Annotated in this window: 13 protein-coding genes; 5 read left to right on the top strand and 8 right to left on the bottom strand. The window is 42.8% G+C overall.

Annotation, left to right across the window (positions count from 1 at the left end; all coding sequences use genetic code 11):
• Positions 1-157: 157 nt before the first annotated feature.
• Positions 158-1,009, top strand: a complete 852-nt coding sequence (locus AC3ITG_RS15725) for a MurR/RpiR family transcriptional regulator (protein WP_489254322.1) — start codon at positions 158-160, stop codon at positions 1,007-1,009.
• On the opposite strand, the gene AC3ITG_RS15720 is transcribed toward AC3ITG_RS15725, so the two are convergent.
• Positions 972-2,153: an MFS transporter gene (locus AC3ITG_RS15720; protein ID WP_489254321.1), complete on the bottom strand. Its 1,182-nt coding sequence runs from the start codon at positions 2,151-2,153 to the stop codon at positions 972-974. The genes AC3ITG_RS15725 and AC3ITG_RS15720 overlap by 38 nt on opposite strands.
• A 358-nt stretch (positions 2,154-2,511) precedes the next feature.
• Here AC3ITG_RS15720 and AC3ITG_RS15715 point away from each other — a divergent pair, with 358 nt between their 5' ends.
• Complete coding sequence (locus tag AC3ITG_RS15715; protein WP_489254320.1) at positions 2,512-3,168, top strand: TetR/AcrR family transcriptional regulator; 657 nt, start codon at positions 2,512-2,514, stop codon at positions 3,166-3,168.
• Between the two features lie 17 nt (positions 3,169-3,185).
• Positions 3,186-4,466, top strand: a complete 1,281-nt coding sequence (locus tag AC3ITG_RS15710) for an MFS transporter (protein WP_489254319.1) — start codon at positions 3,186-3,188, stop codon at positions 4,464-4,466.
• Between the two features lie 110 nt (positions 4,467-4,576).
• Here the strand turns inward: AC3ITG_RS15710 and AC3ITG_RS15705 are convergent, their stop codons facing one another.
• From AC3ITG_RS15705 to AC3ITG_RS15690, 4 genes are all read right to left on the bottom strand, one after another.
• A complete protein-coding gene (locus tag AC3ITG_RS15705) occupies positions 4,577-5,305 on the bottom strand; it encodes an amino acid ABC transporter ATP-binding protein (RefSeq protein ID WP_413378816.1) in 729 nt (242 codons plus the stop codon).
• A complete protein-coding gene (locus AC3ITG_RS15700) occupies positions 5,298-6,743 on the bottom strand; it encodes an amino acid ABC transporter substrate-binding protein/permease (protein WP_489254318.1) in 1,446 nt (481 codons plus the stop codon). Before AC3ITG_RS15700 ends, AC3ITG_RS15705 begins: the two co-directional genes overlap by 8 nt.
• Positions 6,744-7,088: 345 nt before the next feature.
• Positions 7,089-9,230 carry a M1 family metallopeptidase gene (locus AC3ITG_RS15695; protein WP_489254317.1) on the bottom strand — a complete coding sequence of 714 codons (2,142 nt, stop codon included), beginning with the start codon at positions 9,228-9,230 and terminating at the stop codon, positions 7,089-7,091.
• A 281-nt stretch (positions 9,231-9,511) separates the two neighbouring features.
• Positions 9,512-11,455, bottom strand: a complete 1,944-nt coding sequence (locus AC3ITG_RS15690) for a glycoside hydrolase family 127 protein (RefSeq protein WP_489254316.1) — start codon at positions 11,453-11,455, stop codon at positions 9,512-9,514.
• A gap of 125 nt (positions 11,456-11,580) precedes the next feature.
• Between AC3ITG_RS15690 and AC3ITG_RS15685 the strand changes: the two genes are divergently transcribed.
• Positions 11,581-12,444 carry a helix-turn-helix domain-containing protein gene (locus AC3ITG_RS15685; RefSeq protein WP_489254315.1) on the top strand — a complete coding sequence of 288 codons (864 nt, stop codon included), beginning with the start codon at positions 11,581-11,583 and terminating at the stop codon, positions 12,442-12,444.
• Positions 12,445-12,459: 15 nt separating this feature from the next.
• Here the strand turns inward: AC3ITG_RS15685 and AC3ITG_RS15680 are convergent, their stop codons facing one another.
• On the bottom strand, positions 12,460-13,845 hold the full coding sequence (locus AC3ITG_RS15680; RefSeq protein ID WP_489254314.1) for an MFS transporter: 1,386 nt from the start codon (positions 13,843-13,845) through the stop codon (positions 12,460-12,462).
• Between the two features lie 111 nt (positions 13,846-13,956).
• On the opposite strand from AC3ITG_RS15680, the gene AC3ITG_RS15675 reads away from it, so the two are divergent.
• Entirely contained in the window at positions 13,957-14,847 is an 891-nt protein-coding gene (locus AC3ITG_RS15675; RefSeq protein ID WP_489254313.1) for a LysR family transcriptional regulator, read from the top strand.
• 69 nt (positions 14,848-14,916) lie between these two features.
• Here the strand turns inward: AC3ITG_RS15675 and AC3ITG_RS15670 are convergent, their stop codons facing one another.
• Positions 14,917-15,288: an iron chaperone gene (locus AC3ITG_RS15670; RefSeq protein WP_489254312.1), complete on the bottom strand. Its 372-nt coding sequence runs from the start codon at positions 15,286-15,288 to the stop codon at positions 14,917-14,919.
• 315 nt (positions 15,289-15,603) lie between these two features.
• Entirely contained in the window at positions 15,604-16,635 is a 1,032-nt protein-coding gene (locus tag AC3ITG_RS15665; RefSeq protein WP_489254311.1) for an ABC transporter substrate-binding protein, read from the bottom strand.
• Positions 16,636-16,792 lie beyond the last annotated feature (157 nt).

The raw sequence follows: 16,792 nt of genomic DNA, 5'->3' as shown, positions 1-16,792 counted from the left end.
TTCATTTATTATAGAAGAAGAAAATCCTCCGGAGGAGCTTTGAAGAAATTACGGTACATTTGACCAATAATTCGTATTTCAGATGCCCTCTTTTTAAACAAAATGTTTACTGGACGCTCTACATCAACGTTATTTCAATGAACCCGGGGTGAACCTGTTGAAAATATTGACCCAATTAGCTGACATGAACCACTTTACACCAAATGAAAAAAGCATCGCTTCTTATATTCTGACTCATAAGGAGCTAATGCTTCACTTAAATATTCAAGAGCTTGCCAAAGCTACATACACGTCACATTCTGCCATCAACCGCTTGACTCATAAGCTTGGACTTTCAGGGTTTAAGGAGTTCAGCATTAAGCTTGCCCGAGAGTTTCAGCAGGATGCTCAGAACATCTCCAATATTGATCCCAATTATCCGTTCGCACTTGGTGAATCTTCACTTCAGGTGGCAAAAGATATTGCTGAATTAATGAAAGAAACGATTGAGAAAAACTTTGCTTTTATGGATGAAGCCTCTCTAACAGAAGCAGCCCATTTGCTGGATCAGGCGAAACGAATCTTCATCTATGCGTTGGGGGATTCTCAAATCCGCGCGAAGAGCTTTCAGAATAAACTGATTAAAATCAATAAATACGTCGTGATCACAACAGAGCTGTCCGAATGGGCTTACCACACTATAAATCTTACGGCACAGGATTGCGCCATTTTTTTGACCTACCATGAAAAATCACCCATTTTCTTAAAAGCAGCTCATCATTTCTCTCGCGAAAAAATTCCATTTATCACGATTACCGCTAATCATCAAAGTGAGTTGGCCAAAATGAGTACGATCTGTATCCAGGTGCCGAATGACGAAACAAAACATGCAAAGATCGGTACATTTTCATCACAAATTGCCTTTGATTACGTATTAAACGTGATATATTCCTGTATTTTTCAAATCGACTACGCCAAAAACATGCAAATGACTACATATTCGTTGAAGAATTTCCAGTTGGATGAGTAATATGCAAGGAGTTCCTCAGTAAAATAAAGACTAAACTCAATATCAAGAACAGGAGTCCGCCTAATACGACGTACTGTGTACCCATTCCTGAAATAACGAGTCCTCCAACAGATGTGCCTGTAGCTACCCCCAAATTACCGGATGCTAGAAACAATCCATTCGAAAATTCGGGGGCTTCCGGTGCTGCTGATGTGATCCAGTATTGACTAATGTTATTTCCTACAGCAACCATTATTCCAAAAACAAAAACAATGAAAGCCATGGGTCCAGTGAACTCTCCCATTAAGAATAATACAATGTATACCACTCCCAAGATAAATGGGAACAAGGCTACAGATTTCAAGGGATTCGTAGTAAGCACTTTGCCTGCGACAATGTTTCCTAATATACTTGCCCCGCCAAATATGAATAACATTAAACTAATTGTGCCCCCATTTACATTCGTAATGGTTTCAAGGTACTCCGCCAGATAACTGCTCACGCCATACATCGCTGCATTAATAAAAATGACACCAATAATGGATAACCAAGTTATTGATTTTTTTAATACACTTAATTGCGATCCATAAGATAGCCTTTCCTGAACAGGCATCGAGGGTACAAACAGGAGCACAGCAATGAATGCGATAGCGTTCACGATCGTAAAAAATATCATGGCCATCTCGATTGAAGTACTGCTGCCAATAAAACTTGAGATAGGTGCGCCAAGTACCATCCCTCCCGTTACTCCCATAAATACTTTGGAAGTCGCTCTTGGGGCGTCTTCCCTGCTAACTGAGGCTGCTGCCGCTGTCAAAGCGATAGAGACATAAACCGGGTGTAAAAAAGCAGGAATGACGCGGGCTATTAAGGCTACGTTGAAGTTTGTCGCAAATATGGACACAATACTCCCCAGCACAAAAACACCAAGTACCAGCAACATGACCTTCTTGCGATTAAAACCCGAGAACAATAACGGCAACGTAGGACCAGATATTGCAACAGCAATGGCAAAGAGACTAACTAGTAAGCCAGCTTTGGATACACTGATATGAAAGTGATCAGCTACTAAAGGTAATATTCCCACGATACCCATTTCAGTATTTAAAATACCGAAGACACCTATGGTTAATATAAAGATGAATAATGATTTCTGTTTTTCCATAAAAATTGATCTCCTGCTTCCTATTCGTATCTTGTGTTTTGGTGCATTCATTTTGCTAGACTAGTTGAGCTATAAAAATGCACACCAACTAATTAATGACCATATGTATATTATTATAAACAAGATCATAACATCTACAATTATTAAATAAGTCCGATTTGTTTAATAATGTACACAACTATTCAATCTGTTAATTTAATTTGAAGAGGTAAGGAATTGGACTAAACTACAGCATCCATTTGATATACGTGCGCTGCATCATATAGCACCTGGAAGTTCTCTCGTCTTGATTATTTTATTTTCTATTGCAAAATGAACTTTGTGTCATTATTATTAAAATGACATGAGGTTCATTTTGATGAAACGGGAAGGAAGTGGTGAAATGTCACCCAGACTAACAGATACTCAAAAAGAACGGAGAAATCTGCAAATACTTGAAGCAGCTAAGCGGGTGTTTACCGAAAAGGGTTATGGCGCGGCGACGTTAAAGGATATCATTCAGGAAACCGGAATGAGTCGAGGCTGGATTTACTTGTATTATCAGACCAAAGAGGATATTTTCGAAGCATTACTGGATTATCAGGACGCAGATTATGAACAGTATATCAATCAGCTAATGGAGTCCTCTTCCTCCATATGGGAAATGGTGACTACTATTTACTCCCAGCAGTTGCAGGAGCTCCATCGTTCTCCTCACGGAGGGTTGATGCCTGCGTTCTATGAGTACTTTCTGGTCGGATGGCGCGATGAGCCACGCCACAAGCTGCTTCTTGAACGGTATGAAAAGGGAATCGCACAATTTGCGGAGCTGCTTCGGATCGGTGTGGAACGTGAAGAGTTCTCACCTGTCATGGACATCATGGATATCTCCAGACTCGCAGCTTCCTTTCAAGAGGGAATTATGACCCACTACATCACAATTGGTCCTGAAAAAGCAAACACCCGGATGCAGTATGATGCCCTGATGCTTTATTTAAAGAGTCTGCTCCATCCAGTATCGATCAAAGAAACGTAACATTAGGAGGAGAAGGAATGAAGTCGCTTTTTCGTAATCCAACGTTCTGTAAGCTTTTCATTGCGGCTTTTGCGTCACAGCTAGGAACCGTGATTGGAAATATGGCATTCGCCTTTTATTTGGTAGACAGGTATAGTGAGCGCCCATCACTCGCTACGATGGCAGAGCTGATGTATTCATTGCCCACCTTGACTGTGTTCTGGATCGTTGGTGTCATCGCTGACCGATTCGACCGCAAGCATATTGCCGCCTACAGTGACTGGATCAGGGCAGGCCTTACCCTACTGCTGCTATTATTTGTTCATTATGACATGCTGTTCTTCTGCTTTTTGATGCTCTTCTTACGCAGCTCGATATCCAAATTTTTTGGTCCAGCAGAAATGGGATTGCTGCAAGGCAGCATTGATCAGGATCAATACGTTCAGGCCTCCGGCCTCAATCAAATGATCATGGGGATGTTCATGCTCTTTGGCATGAGCTTAGGAGCAGGGGCCTATCATTTTATCGGCATTAAAGGTGCCTTTATCATCGACTGTGTCAGTTTCCTGATCTCCGGTCTTCTGTTAGCCTGGGGAGATTTCCCCGAACGTGCCCGTATCCCCAACGGAAGAACCTCTATTCGGGAACTACGGCTATCACTTCTTTTTAAGGATTTCTGGCATGGCCTTCGGTATATTGCCGGGAATCGATTGCTTCTCGTACTGATTAGTGGATTTCTGTTTTTCGGTATTGTAAACGGTGTCTTCTCTGTACTCCCCATCTTCACCATGAAATACAAGCTAAGCCCCGACAATTACGTCGTTCAGTCTTCGCTCATTACTGTCTTTCTGGGGATCGGCTTTCTGATTGGCAGCATCATCGCTCCTCACTTCATCCGGCGTTTCACAAGAACTCCGATTTTGATATCTGGGCTATTCATTTCCAGCCTGCTCATCGGAGGACTTGGAACAACTGTGCGGATTGAAGTCTATCTTTTTCTCATCCTGTTGGCGGGAATCGCCATAGCTCCTATTAACATCGCGCTTGGCAGCTGGATGCCAGAGCTTGTTCCCCCACAGAATATGGGCCGAGTTAATTCATTGATCGAGCCGATCATGATGCTTGGGCACTCACTGGCTTTGGGATGTATCGCCCTCGCCTTTCCAGTCTGGTTATCGGTCACCTGGCTGCATTACATGCTAGCATTCTGCACGATAGCCGTCAGCTTTTTCTATCTGAAATTCCTGCCCTCACTGGTTCGCAACCAATTGGTTTATTCGACGGCCGAAAAGGCCATCACAGATGGAAAAGAAGCCTAAACAAGATTCATCTTGGTGAATGCCGGCTATGTAATTCAAATCTATAACTAAATCAAATGCAAACCAAAAACCCCTCAAGAACTGATCTTGAAGGGTTTTGATTTGGATTTTTAGAGTACTTTTTCCAGGAAGCTGATCGTCCGTTCATTTTTTGGATTTCCGAATATTTCAACAGGAGTGCCCTGCTCTACAACATATCCACCGTCCATGAAGACAACCCGATCCGCAACTTCACGGGCAAACCCCATTTCATGGGTCACGATAATCATCGTCATACCTTCGCTCGCAAGATCCTTCATTACACCAAGGACTTCGCCTACCATCTCGGGGTCAAGCGCCGAAGTTGGTTCATCGAATAACATAACGTCCGGATTCATGGCAAGCGCACGAGCGATCGCTACGCGTTGTTTTTGTCCGCCCGAAAGTTGGTTGGGATAGCTGTCTGCTTTATCCGACAAACCAACCCGATCAAGTAAACGAAGTGCCGTATCACGTGCTTCCTGTTCTTTTAATATCCCAAGTTCTCTAGGTGCAAACATGATATTTTTGAGCACGCTGAAATGAGGAAACAGGTTGAAATGCTGAAACACCATTCCAATATTCTCGCGTGCTTTGTTAATGTTCGTTTTGGGATCATTTAGATCCCGATCATCTACGATAACCCGTCCAGCTGTGATCTCATCTAACTGATTAATGCAACGCAAAAACGTACTTTTACCCGAGCCGGAAGGTCCAATGACACAGACAACTTCACCTTCGTTGACCGATATATCGATGCCTTTCAGCACTTGATTTGTGCCAAAACTTTTCTTTAATCCTTCAACTTTAATTTTACCCACGACGAACCTTCACCTCCAGGTAGTCAGCAATCTTAGTCAATGTGATGATAACAATCAGGTACATAATCGCAACGGTCAACCAAATGTCGAAAGAGGCGAATGTTCTTGCGATAACAATCTTACCGGATTGCGTCAACTCCACCAGTCCAATAACGGACAAGATCGATGTATCTTTCAATGTAATAACCATCTGATTAATAAATGAAGGAATCATAACCCGTATGGCCTGAGGGATTACGATCTTTATCATGGCTTTGCGATAAGGAAGTCCCAATGAGCGAGCGGCTTCCATCTGTCCACGGTCAATCGATTGAATACCCCCGCGAATAATTTCCGTTACGTACGCCCCTGCATTCAAACTCAATGTCAGAATGGCGGCCAGGAACAGTGGCATGGTGAAGCCCATGGCCTGAGGAATCCCGAAATAGATAAAGAATGCCAGAACGATCAATGGTATGCCGCGGAAAATATCCACAAATACGGTAGCAACACCACGAAGGAACTTATTTTGACCCACTTTCATAAAGCCAAAGATCAAGCCGATGATAAAAGCGAAAAACAGCGAAATAATCGTATATAAGAGGGTATTTCCCAGACCTTTGAACAGTGCCGGCAGAGATTTTTGGACTAATTCCCAACGACCTTGGTTTGCAACAACGGCATTTTCACCAAGGTATTTCTCTTTAATACGGTCATACTCCCCGCTCACCTTAATATTTGTTAGGCCGTCATTAAACATTTTTAGGAGTTCCTTGTTCTGTTCCTTGCTAACCGCAAATCCGTAGGAAGCCCCGTCTTCTTTCTTGGTCACGATTTTCAAACCGTTATTCTGATTTGTCCCGAATCTTAGAACTGGTTCATCTTCAAAACATGCTATCGAGTTTCCAGTTTTCACATCATCATACATTTGCGAAGAATCATCGAATGGAACAATGGTAAAACCATATTTTGAAGCGATAGATTCAGCAAAGCTGTATCCTTCTGTTCCCGTTTTCACGGCGACCTTTTTACCGCGAAGATCTTCGTAGCTTTTTACAGTATCATTATTGGCACTAATCCCCATTACAACGCCTGATTCATAGTAAGGCTCTGAGAAATCAAACTTTTGTTTGCGCTCATCCGTGATACTCATCCCGGCAATGACGCCATCCACCTGATTGGACTCAAGAGCTTGCACAGCCGCATTAAATCCCAAGGCTTTGATTTGATAATTGAAGTTTTGGTCTTTGGCGATCGCATCCAGCAAATCCATATCGATGCCTACATAATCCCCATTTTCATCTTGATATTCAAACGGTGCAAATGTGATGTCCGTGCCGATCACATAGGTTTTACCTGAATTGGAGTTTGCATTGGCATCCCCCGACCATCCGGATAACCCCGCCACTAGGAGCAGAATTAGTGATAGTACAAAAAATGAGACCTTGGTTGTTTTCATATGTCCTCCTCATCTCGGTGTTCTCCGAATCCTAATCATTTTCTTGTTATTGATGTTACTGTCGTACAGTTTTAGGTGTCTTTGCACATTATATTGTTATTATTTGCAGTATATTAACAATCAATGCTTTCCCTAACATTCTTCATGTTCCTCCGCAGCGTTTTATTTGACATCCATTTAAAGATCCACGTTATATTTACCCTTCAGGACAGGTTTTAGAAACCTAAATTGAACTTAAATAAAAAAAGTCGCCATATAGGCGACTCTGTAACAGACAATATGATGATCTTCCCATGACAATTGCCAAGGTATTTAATCTTTCTTTATAAGAATGGACTCTTCGGGTTATTCTTCAGCGAAAAATTTTGAAAGTGGATTTTCCACTTTTTTATCCAATGTTACCTTGCCCGTCTTGTCCAACATATAGTACTGATAATAAGCGCTGCTGAATCCAATGGATTGCTGCATCTTCATCATAAATGGTTCAAGACTCCCACTGCTCAGATGATCTTCATTCCAGAAATAGTGCAGCATCAAACGATTTTGATTATAAGGGTGTTTAATCACATAGGCTCCCGCAGCAGACGGTTGGTTCATAGTCGTTTTCCATTTAAACCCGATACGGCTAGCACGGTCCATAATGCTGGATTTTAAAGCTTGTACAAAACCATTTGATTTGGCGTTGCCAAGTACAATCAGGTTGCTGGTAGCCAGTTCCTTTTTCATTTTTTGCTTCAATTCCTGCCGGTCCTGGATCAGGTCATACTTCACTCCAGTTAAATCCAGAAGAGTTGTCAGTTGATTTACCATAGCTTCCTGTTGTTTGTTCGCTGCCTTGCTCACCTGATCACTGAGCACAATGGCTAATGGCTCACCTTGAAGGGCTTTATCCATCACACGGCTCATAGTTTCAAAAGGTAAATTCGGAACCTGAGTTAATGCTGATTCATACAGCGATTGAAATTGATCATGCAGATATGCCGTTTTCTCCTCATTCGACAGTTGATATTCGGGCTTCAGCGTAAAATTGGGCTCATATAATGCCGTCTTCATATCATCTCGCGCCTCTTTCCCCAGTACATCTTCTATCGTTTGCAGAAGTCCGTCAATCGTAGCGTTTTGGTACACATAGCGTTTAAAATACTCTTTCATAAAGGCATCGAATTTCTCTTCCCCGACGGAACGGTACAATTGGTATATCGCTTGACGGCCTTTATCGTAATAAACTGGGCTTGCCCAATCTCCCACCTCGTCATTAGTTGAAGCAATGGCCTTATCCACAGTGGAATCGTCAAATTGGATGGACTTGAAGCCATTCATCGTATCCCCCTGCTTCTCAGAAAAATACACTTTGGAGAAATCTGCAAATCCTTCGTCCAGGAAAGACTCTGTCTCCGAATTATTCCCGATTAACGCGTGAAACCACTGGTGCGCGATTTCATGCACAAATACGGTGTCTTGTTCTGGAGCAGAATTTATTCCGATTTGCCCCATTTGGATAAGTCTCGAATACTCAATAGCTACCCCTTCGACATACGATTCAACAATCCGGAATTCAGGATAAGGGTATTTACCGTATTTATCACTGAAAAAATCAATGGCTTTGAATGCTTGATCAACATACCCATCAACGATTTTTTTCTTACCTGGCTGGTTGTCAAAATAATAATACTCTACGGTGAGGCCATTTCGAGTTACGCTGTCCACTTTGAAGTTCGGGCTGGCAAAGAAAGCAAATTCCCTCGTATTCTCGGCTACGGTCGATACCACTTTGCGTCCAGTCTCTGCATCATCCCGTGTGGTTATCGTACCAGGCATCACTACCTGATATTCATCGGGAACATTGAACTGAACTTCATAATCCGCGGAAGTATAGTAATCCGTTTCAAATGTTTTACTATAAGGTTTGCTATCCCATTCATGCTTAGCCTCGTCATAGACTGACATTACAGGGAACCAATGAGCCCCATTGATAATATCTTTGTAATACGATAAGCGCTGTGAGCCATAGGGAATCTTCAGATTAAAATGCACTTGAACCGATACGGATTCACCAGGCAGAAGGGGTTGCTCCAATTTCACCGACATCGCTTGGTTTTTATTACTGAAATCAAGGGCTTGTCCGCCGGTCGTCACCTTCTCAATATCAATTCCTCCAAGAAAGTCTTCCGGTTTCTTATCAGGGTTATTTTTGCTAATCTCTTCATTGGAATGTTTAAACATGGTCGTCTGTGTCGATTCCGAAAGGTTAGCATCAGCATAAGTATGAAAAACCAATTGCTTCAATGTATCTTTACTTGTATTGCGGTAAGTAATGAATTCACTCCCCTCTATCGTCATCTTCTTCTCATCCAGCCGGGCTTGAATTCGATATTGGATAGGCGCTTGAGCCTTAATATCTTTTGTGGCTTGTGAAATAGCTGATACAGGAGCTGCATTAGCGGCAGCACTACCCGTACTTATGATCGGGCATGCGGTCAGAATCATAGCGAGTGCGCTGATGGCTGTTATTCTGATTCGATTTGATGTGAATGAACGTGAATGATTGATATAAATCTCTCCCTCGAATGATTTTTGAAGCTCAGATGCAAGTATAGAAGATCAACCTTACACTGGTTTAATGCGTATCTTAAATTTCGTTTAAAAAAAGTGGCTGATTGCATTAAATGAGCATGATCTTAAAGCAAAAAAGTCGCCATTTAGGCGACTTTTAGTAATTGTGTCTCTTACCGATCTTCAATTAAAGGTGTCACATACGAATTATAGAATCAGGTACGAAGCCAAACATTCATTTCTCCGGCTTGTCGATTTCCCCATAAATAATAAGGGATTGCTGTGAGTTGTACTGGTTTGACGTTTTTGTGTAGCGGCTGGTAAGGTTGATTATCCAACCATACCGATTCATCCACAAGTAGCCCATTAACTTCTACAGTAATGCAACCACCAAGCAGTTCAGGCGTTTCGTGTTCTCTCAACTCTGGCTCCTCGGCAAAGGAGAATGAAGACAGTGGAGATCCATTATCCACTTGCTCTAGGCAGTAAACGAGCGGGCCGCGTTGGATGGCAGCTTTTCCAGCATCTGGCCGGATCAGAGGATGAGCAGCGATCAATTGGGTCTCAAGTGGCAATATCCACTCTACTGTATCACCATCGGACCACGCACGTTCCATTTTTGCATAACCATTATGCTTACGATAATGTTGGGGTTCCCCGTTGATCTTTAATATTGGATCCTTGCTTTGAAACCACTGAGGAATTCGGAGTGCAATCTCAAATGGAGCAGCTTTAGCTTGATTACCAGTCAAAGAAATCGAGAACTCCACCTTTCCATGCCACGGTAATTCAGATCGTTGGTGTACTGTCACTTGCAAACCGTCTCCTGTCACCCATTGAAGCTCACTACCGATAAACAAGTGCACGTACAACGTTTTTCCGTCATCAGATATGTCATAAATATAATCATGAAGTGAACTTAATAAACGAGCCACATTAGGCGGACAGCATGAACAACCAAACCATTTCTGCCGTACGGGCTTCACATGATGTTTGTCTGGATTTTTTTCACTTGCATCCGGGTATACCTCTAGTGGATTTACATAGAAGAAATGTTGTCCATCCTTGGACATGCTGCCAAGTACATTATTGTATAATGATCTTTCCATGACGTCAGCATAGTCACTCTTGGCTTCCAATTGCAGCATCCGACGTGCCCAGAAAATCAGTCCAATGGAAGCACAGGTCTCTGCATAAACCGTATCGTTAGGCAAATCATAGTCAAACGTGAATGCTTCCCCCAGATGTGTTGCACCTATGCCGCCGGTAATATACATTTGCTTGCGAGTTGTATTGTTCCATAGCCGCTCACAGGCTTCACGCAAACTTGAATCATTCGTGAGGCGCGCCAAATCGGCCATTGCGGTGTACATATAAACGGCACGAACTGAGTGACCTACGGCCACCGATTGTTCTCTCACAGGCAGATGAGACTGATATACCTCAAGATTGGGAGTTCCTTGTGACCAAATATTCTTCCTTCCCCGGCGTTCCCATTCTTCCACAAAATAACTGGGTTTGTTGCCACGTTCATTAATGAAATAGCTGCTCAGATCCAAATAACGTTGTTCCCCTGTAACGTTGTACAGTTTAACCAGAGCTAACTCTATCTCCTGGTGCCCACAATATGCCTGAATTTCACCTTGCTCGGTTCCAAACAAGCTATCAATGAGATCAGCGAACCGACATGCGATGTCGAGAAATCTGCGCTTCCCTGTCGCTTGGTAATATGCAACTGCTGCCTCAATCATGTGACCAGCACAATATAGCTCATGAGCTTCATACAGATTGGTCCATTGTCTTCCAGGCTCTTTAATGGTGAAGTAGGTATTTACATAGCCATTTTCATGTTGAGCTTTACCAATCAATTCAATCACTTCATCAGCAATGCTCTCAAGCTTGGGATCAGGATGGTTACCGATTGAATAAGCAACCGCTTCCAACCATTTGTAGAGATCACTATCCTGAAATACCCATCCCCCGAATTCACCTTTCTCCAAGCCAGCTGCAATTCGGAAATTACGGATGGCATAGCTCGGCTCCGCGCCTTCGATTCGGTCATTTAGCGCTTCCCATTGATAAGGAATGACAGTCTGACGGACCAATTCTGAATATTCTTTCCAGAAGGTGTCTTGAATGGCAACTTTGGTTTTTGGCATTATGAATTCCTCCTATAAAATTGACTCTTGTGGTTTTCAATTATAAGCTGTGATTACATGGGAAAATAGAATTGAAATGAACTTTTTTCTATAAAATTTAACACTAATAGGGAGGGCTATCTGTTTTGAATGAAGATGGAATCATAGAGCTTAAAGTCCCCCAACTCCCCTATTATTTAGGAGCAGGATGTTCTGAATATGAAATCGGAGATCATCATCCGAACCGAAAAAAGCTTGGTATCTACGATGTACTGATTGTGGTCAAGGGAGAGTTATATATTGGAGAGAATGATCAGCAATGGACTTTGGAAAAAGGAGATTCACTTATTCTGTTGCCAGAGGGAGAACACTATTCGGTCAGGCCGTGTACGCAGAAAACGGTGTTTTACTGGCTGCATTTCGAGCATGTTGAAAGATATGAAAGTTTGCTAACCTCTTCTGTCCATGAACCGGAGTTGCAAGATTCCTCCAGACCGTTTGGCAACCCTTATATCTTAAGGCTTCCTAAACATTCCAGATTAGCCAATCCACAAGCGGCTTTCAACCTTCTGGAGCAATTGTTGACCCCGGAAATGGATAGCTCCTTTTGGCAGGAGCAGCGCTTGCTCGGTGAATTGCTTTCCATGCTGGAAGAAGGCAGCTTACGGGTTATGGACTCCGTGCAGAATCGATTAGCAGAACTAGCAGTAATATACATTCAACAGAATTACAAGACAAAGGTCACGAATGAAACCTTGGCAGCAGCTCTCCATTTTCATCCCAACTATGTTATCCGCTGCATGAAAATGAAGTATGGTAAAACGCCAATTGAATATTTAAATGAACTTCGCTTAGAACGTGCAAAGCGATTACTGGTTACTACAGACTGGTTAATCGACCGCATCGCTGAAGAAGTGGGCTTTCGTTATGCTCCATACTTCTCAGCCTGTTTCAAACGGTATATCGGATTGTCTCCGCTTCAATTTCGAAAGCAATACATGACTACGTAATAATGTGATTTAACACTATAACGTCTGCGTGGCCGAGGATCGCTGGCGTCGTAAGGTTATCATGATTAAAGATGCAGCTAATACCGTCAGGATGATTCCGAGCGTTTGAAATCCTATAAAACTGAATGTGTCTCCCATGACAATTCCAATCAACAACGACGACAAAATGGTACCCAGATATCTCGATGTATTAAAAATACCTGATGCGACACCGATCATTTCTTTGGGTGTGCTCTTAAATAAAGCCGCCTGCATACCAACACTGTTCAACCCGTTACTTATTCCAAATACAGCTAAAGGCAAGATGACATTCACCACTGGTGAAGCATTATCCAATGCCACAATTAAGACAGACCCGAGCGTCATTAAAACCGCAGAAACGATCAAAGCTGGTCGCGTACCTGATTTGTCAATCCAGCGTCCTGCGAGAGGAGAACTGATAAGTGAACATAAACCGAGGGTTAGCATAATTATTCCTGTATGAACTTCGTTCAGATGGCGTACCTGCTGCAAATAAGACGGTATTCCAAAAAACAGAGCGTAAAACAGAGTGTTAACCAGCATAAATTGTACATTCACCCAAGTCATTTCGGGATATTTGGCGAATACCCTCAGCGGGATAAAGGGGGATGGTGTTTTCAATTCATGTCGTATAAAAATTGCTAATGCAATCAAACCGATTCCCCCTACCATAAGGTGCCATGTTGAAAGATGTCCGGTTGATTTAACTGAAAGCACGCTCATTAGCAGAGTCACCAAAGCGAGTGTGAACAAGAGTATGCCTGGCGCATCAATCAGCAGGAACCATTTTCTGATGGACATGTCACCAGACGTGGATTTGAATGACCCCTCTTTGGGAATGGCTTTCCAGGCGAAGATAAAGCTTGCGATTACCAATGGAATATTCACAAGGAATATGCTTGGCCAGTCCCACCAATGAATCAATACACCACCAATAAAGGGGCCTACCGCGGCTGCACCGGACAGGAACATCGCAAGGATAGACAAGGCGGCTGCCTGTTTCTCAGTAACGTGGATTCTTACAATCGCCATCCCGACGGCTACCATCATGCTTGTGCCAACAGATTGAATGATCCGGAATACGATGAGCCAAGAAAAGTCTGGAGATAACGGAGCTAACATGGAGGATACGAAGACAACAACAAGACCGATAAGGAAAATCTTTCTGCGGCCGAATAGATCACTACACTTGCCCATGACCGGTTGAGCCACAGCACTTGCGATGTAAAAGGAAAAAATAATCCACGACACGGCCGTAACATCAAGTGAAAAATTCTGTTGTAATCTTGCAATCGCTATAGATATCATGGAGGAATTTAACGGATTCAACATGATTCCCAAACCGACAGATGTCATTAACCATATATTTCGAGCGTTCATTATGGATATCCCTCCTTCTTCTGTTGTCATCTTAATGGAAATCCGTTATTTATTCCAACGCATTTTATGTTATGATTTGATGAACTAAAAGGAATAAGAGAGTGGTGCGAAATGGAACTTCTTCAGCTACGCTATTTTCTGACATTAGCCCGATGTGAACATGTTACGGAAGCTGCGGGTAAGCTGCATGTCACCCAATCCTCACTGAGCAAGACGATACAACGTTTGGAGGATGACTTGGGTGCACCTCTATTTGATCGATTGGGCAGAAAGCTGCGGTTAAACGAATTCGGAAGAACATTCCTTCGACGGACCGAAAAAGCCCTATTTGAATTGGAACAGGGAAAACAGGAAATTGCTGATCTTTCCAACCCGGAGCACGGTACACTTCAATTGGCGGTCACTACAGCAAGCACATTACCAGGAATCTTGCGGGAATTCCGAAAAAATAAACCGAACGTTCAGTTTCATGTACAAATGGTTACTTTGGAAGACATGTCCACGCTTCTTCACCGAGGCGAAATTGATTTTTGCCTGTCCTCCCCTCCAATCCAAGGGGATGATATCGAATGTCAGATGCTGTTCCAGGACCCTATTGTAGTAGCTGTGCCTCTAGGTCATCGATATGCGGATCGAAGCAGTATCACATTAGCAGAGCTTAAGGAAGAGTGGTTTGTGGGGGTGAAAAAAGGATATGGTATTCGTGATCTGGTGGACTCCAAATGCCAATCCGTCGGGTTTGTACCGAAGTATGTTTACGAAGGAGATGAGCCTGCAAGATTAACTGCACTTGTAGAGGCGGAGATTGGGCTTGCCTTTATACCAAATACAGCAAGAAACTCACAGGAACGCATTGTATATCTTCGGATCGAGGATCAGAACCTTGTGCGAGAAATTGCTTTATTGTCGCATAAAAACAGATATATCTCGAAAGCAGCTATCGCGTTTCGCAACGTAGTTATAGATTATTTTGGTGCAATGTCCAAACCATTTGCTGAATGACCATAACAAAGACCCCGCTCACCGTTGTATGTGAGAGCGAGGTCTTTTGTTATTGGGTATCCGCCATGCCTATTTCCGCCAAAAGGTTGAACAGTCTGCCTTCTCCGTGATGTTGAAATCAATCATTCTTTCCAGTAATGAAAAATCAACCGGTCCATCCCACCGGATACGCACCAACTCCTTGGTGTGCTCATAACCGGCCTTCACAATTTCATCGGAAAATTGATTAATCCCTGCCTTTTCAGGCGCCACAGCCAAATGATGTTTGGATACACTAAATCCAATAATAAATGTGCCATGATCGGTAAACATGGGCTGATTCCACGCTATTTTTGGTACTAAATTTGGGTACTTCTTGATAATCCACTCTAGAATTTCTTCCGTACGATCCCGATGTCCCAGGTTATCAATTCGTGCTAGATATTCTGCAAAAACGTCCATGTTATCTTCTCCTAACCCAGATTTATTTCGCATACTTCATCTTATATTATCATGAAAATGAAATTGAAAACCCCTTTGGTCCAGATTCACCAAAGGGCCTTATTCTAAAAAGCAAATTGATAAAAGGGCATTAACTATTTTATATGACCAATATGTAATAACCTTACTACTAAGCTAATGTGGTTTTACTACGACAACGGAGTACGATAGTTAAAAGACTATGTCAGGGTTAGGGGCAGCGACTGCGACTTAAGATCGCCAAATAAAGAGGTCCGTGCTAGAATGCACGGACCTCTTCAAACATTCACCCAAGGACTACTTCACCGAAAGCAGGCTGTCCGAGATAAACTTCAGTTGACCTTCAAGCGATACAGGGTCGTTGTATGTATCGGAGGTCGGATCAAGCTGGAAAACATAGCCCTCTTTGACTGCAGTTAGATTTTTCCACACTGTATTATCATAAACAATCTTCGGATCGGTTGTATCTCCCGACCATGGGCTGGTGAAGATGATGTCGCCTGCATATTCCGGTAACACTTCCATCGAGATTGAGGCCCAGCCTGTGCCACTATCAAGTGCCTCTGTCTGGGCCCTTTTTGGTGCCTTGAGACCAAATTCGTCATAGAGTATTTCACCACCACGACCGTAATTATGACCAAATACAAATAATCCTTTGGCGTATGGATTCAAAATGGAGACTGTACGATCTCCCACAGCTGCAAGTACTTTTGGCTTCAGCTCATTAATTTTCGCTTCCCATTGTGTGATCCAGTCTTTTGCTTCGGCTTCTCTATTGGTCAGTTTACCCATCTCCAACATGAGATCCTTGAAGTTGCGCTTACCATATTGTAACTGTACCACTGGTGCAATCTGCGACAACTTGTCGAGACCCTCCATACCCGTGTATGCGATGATCAGATCAGGCTTTAAGCTGATCAGTTGCTCGGCTGTTGGCAGCTCTCCCAGATCTGTTGTCCCCTCACTTTTGAGCTGATCCTTGATGTACTTGTTGTTTATTGCACCTGATGTTGCACCGACGACTGGGGCATCGAGTGCAACAAAGTAGCCTGTTGAAAATGCGGTCAGATCAATAATCCGCTTCGGATCCACAGGTACTTCCACTTCACCTGCATCCGATTGATATGTAACAGTCTCTCCTTCGGCACCTGTAGTTGTATCGGAATCAGACACAGAAGTTGAGTTGGTTGATGATTCCGTGTCCGCAGCTCCGGTTGTGTTTGTGGTCTCCATTGTATTGCTTGATGTTGCGGACTGACCGCATGCACTCAGTACAAGCAATATAATGAGAGCAGACAAAAGCCAGATCGAGTTTCTTCGTTTCAGCAAAATAAACCCACCTTTTTCAAATGATATTGATAATCGTTATCAACGATATCATGCAATAGTACATTTGACAAGATGATTTCATATTCGACAAATGACAAAACAAAAAACACCCACCAATGCGAGTGTTTCAACGTATATAAATTAATTTTAATATAGA

This window comes from Paenibacillus sp. GL_099_B (assembly GCF_057835695.1).
The sequence above is the reverse complement of the archived record's forward strand: the minus strand, read 5'-3'. Positions and strand labels throughout refer to the sequence as shown.

What these genes read in the sequence shown, in the direction of transcription:
- AC3ITG_RS15695 (WP_489254317.1), bottom strand. Translation starts at nt 9,230, where the DNA reads ATGATTCTGACCGCATGCCCGATCATAAGTACGGGTAGTGCTGCCGCT.
- AC3ITG_RS15690 (WP_489254316.1), bottom strand. Translation starts at nt 11,455, where the DNA reads ATGCCAAAAACCAAAGTTGCCATTCAAGACACCTTCTGGAAAGAATAT.
- AC3ITG_RS15710 (WP_489254319.1), top strand. Translation starts at nt 3,186, where the DNA reads ATGAAGTCGCTTTTTCGTAATCCAACGTTCTGTAAGCTTTTCATTGCG.
- AC3ITG_RS15675 (WP_489254313.1), top strand. Translation starts at nt 13,957, where the DNA reads ATGGAACTTCTTCAGCTACGCTATTTTCTGACATTAGCCCGATGTGAA.
- AC3ITG_RS15700 (WP_489254318.1), bottom strand. Translation starts at nt 6,743, where the DNA reads ATGAAAACAACCAAGGTCTCATTTTTTGTACTATCACTAATTCTGCTC.
- AC3ITG_RS15715 (WP_489254320.1), top strand. Translation starts at nt 2,512, where the DNA reads ATGAAACGGGAAGGAAGTGGTGAAATGTCACCCAGACTAACAGATACT.
- AC3ITG_RS15670 (WP_489254312.1), bottom strand. Translation starts at nt 15,288, where the DNA reads ATGGACGTTTTTGCAGAATATCTAGCACGAATTGATAACCTGGGACAT.
- AC3ITG_RS15720 (WP_489254321.1), bottom strand. Translation starts at nt 2,153, where the DNA reads ATGGAAAAACAGAAATCATTATTCATCTTTATATTAACCATAGGTGTC.
- AC3ITG_RS15680 (WP_489254314.1), bottom strand. Translation starts at nt 13,845, where the DNA reads ATGAACGCTCGAAATATATGGTTAATGACATCTGTCGGTTTGGGAATC.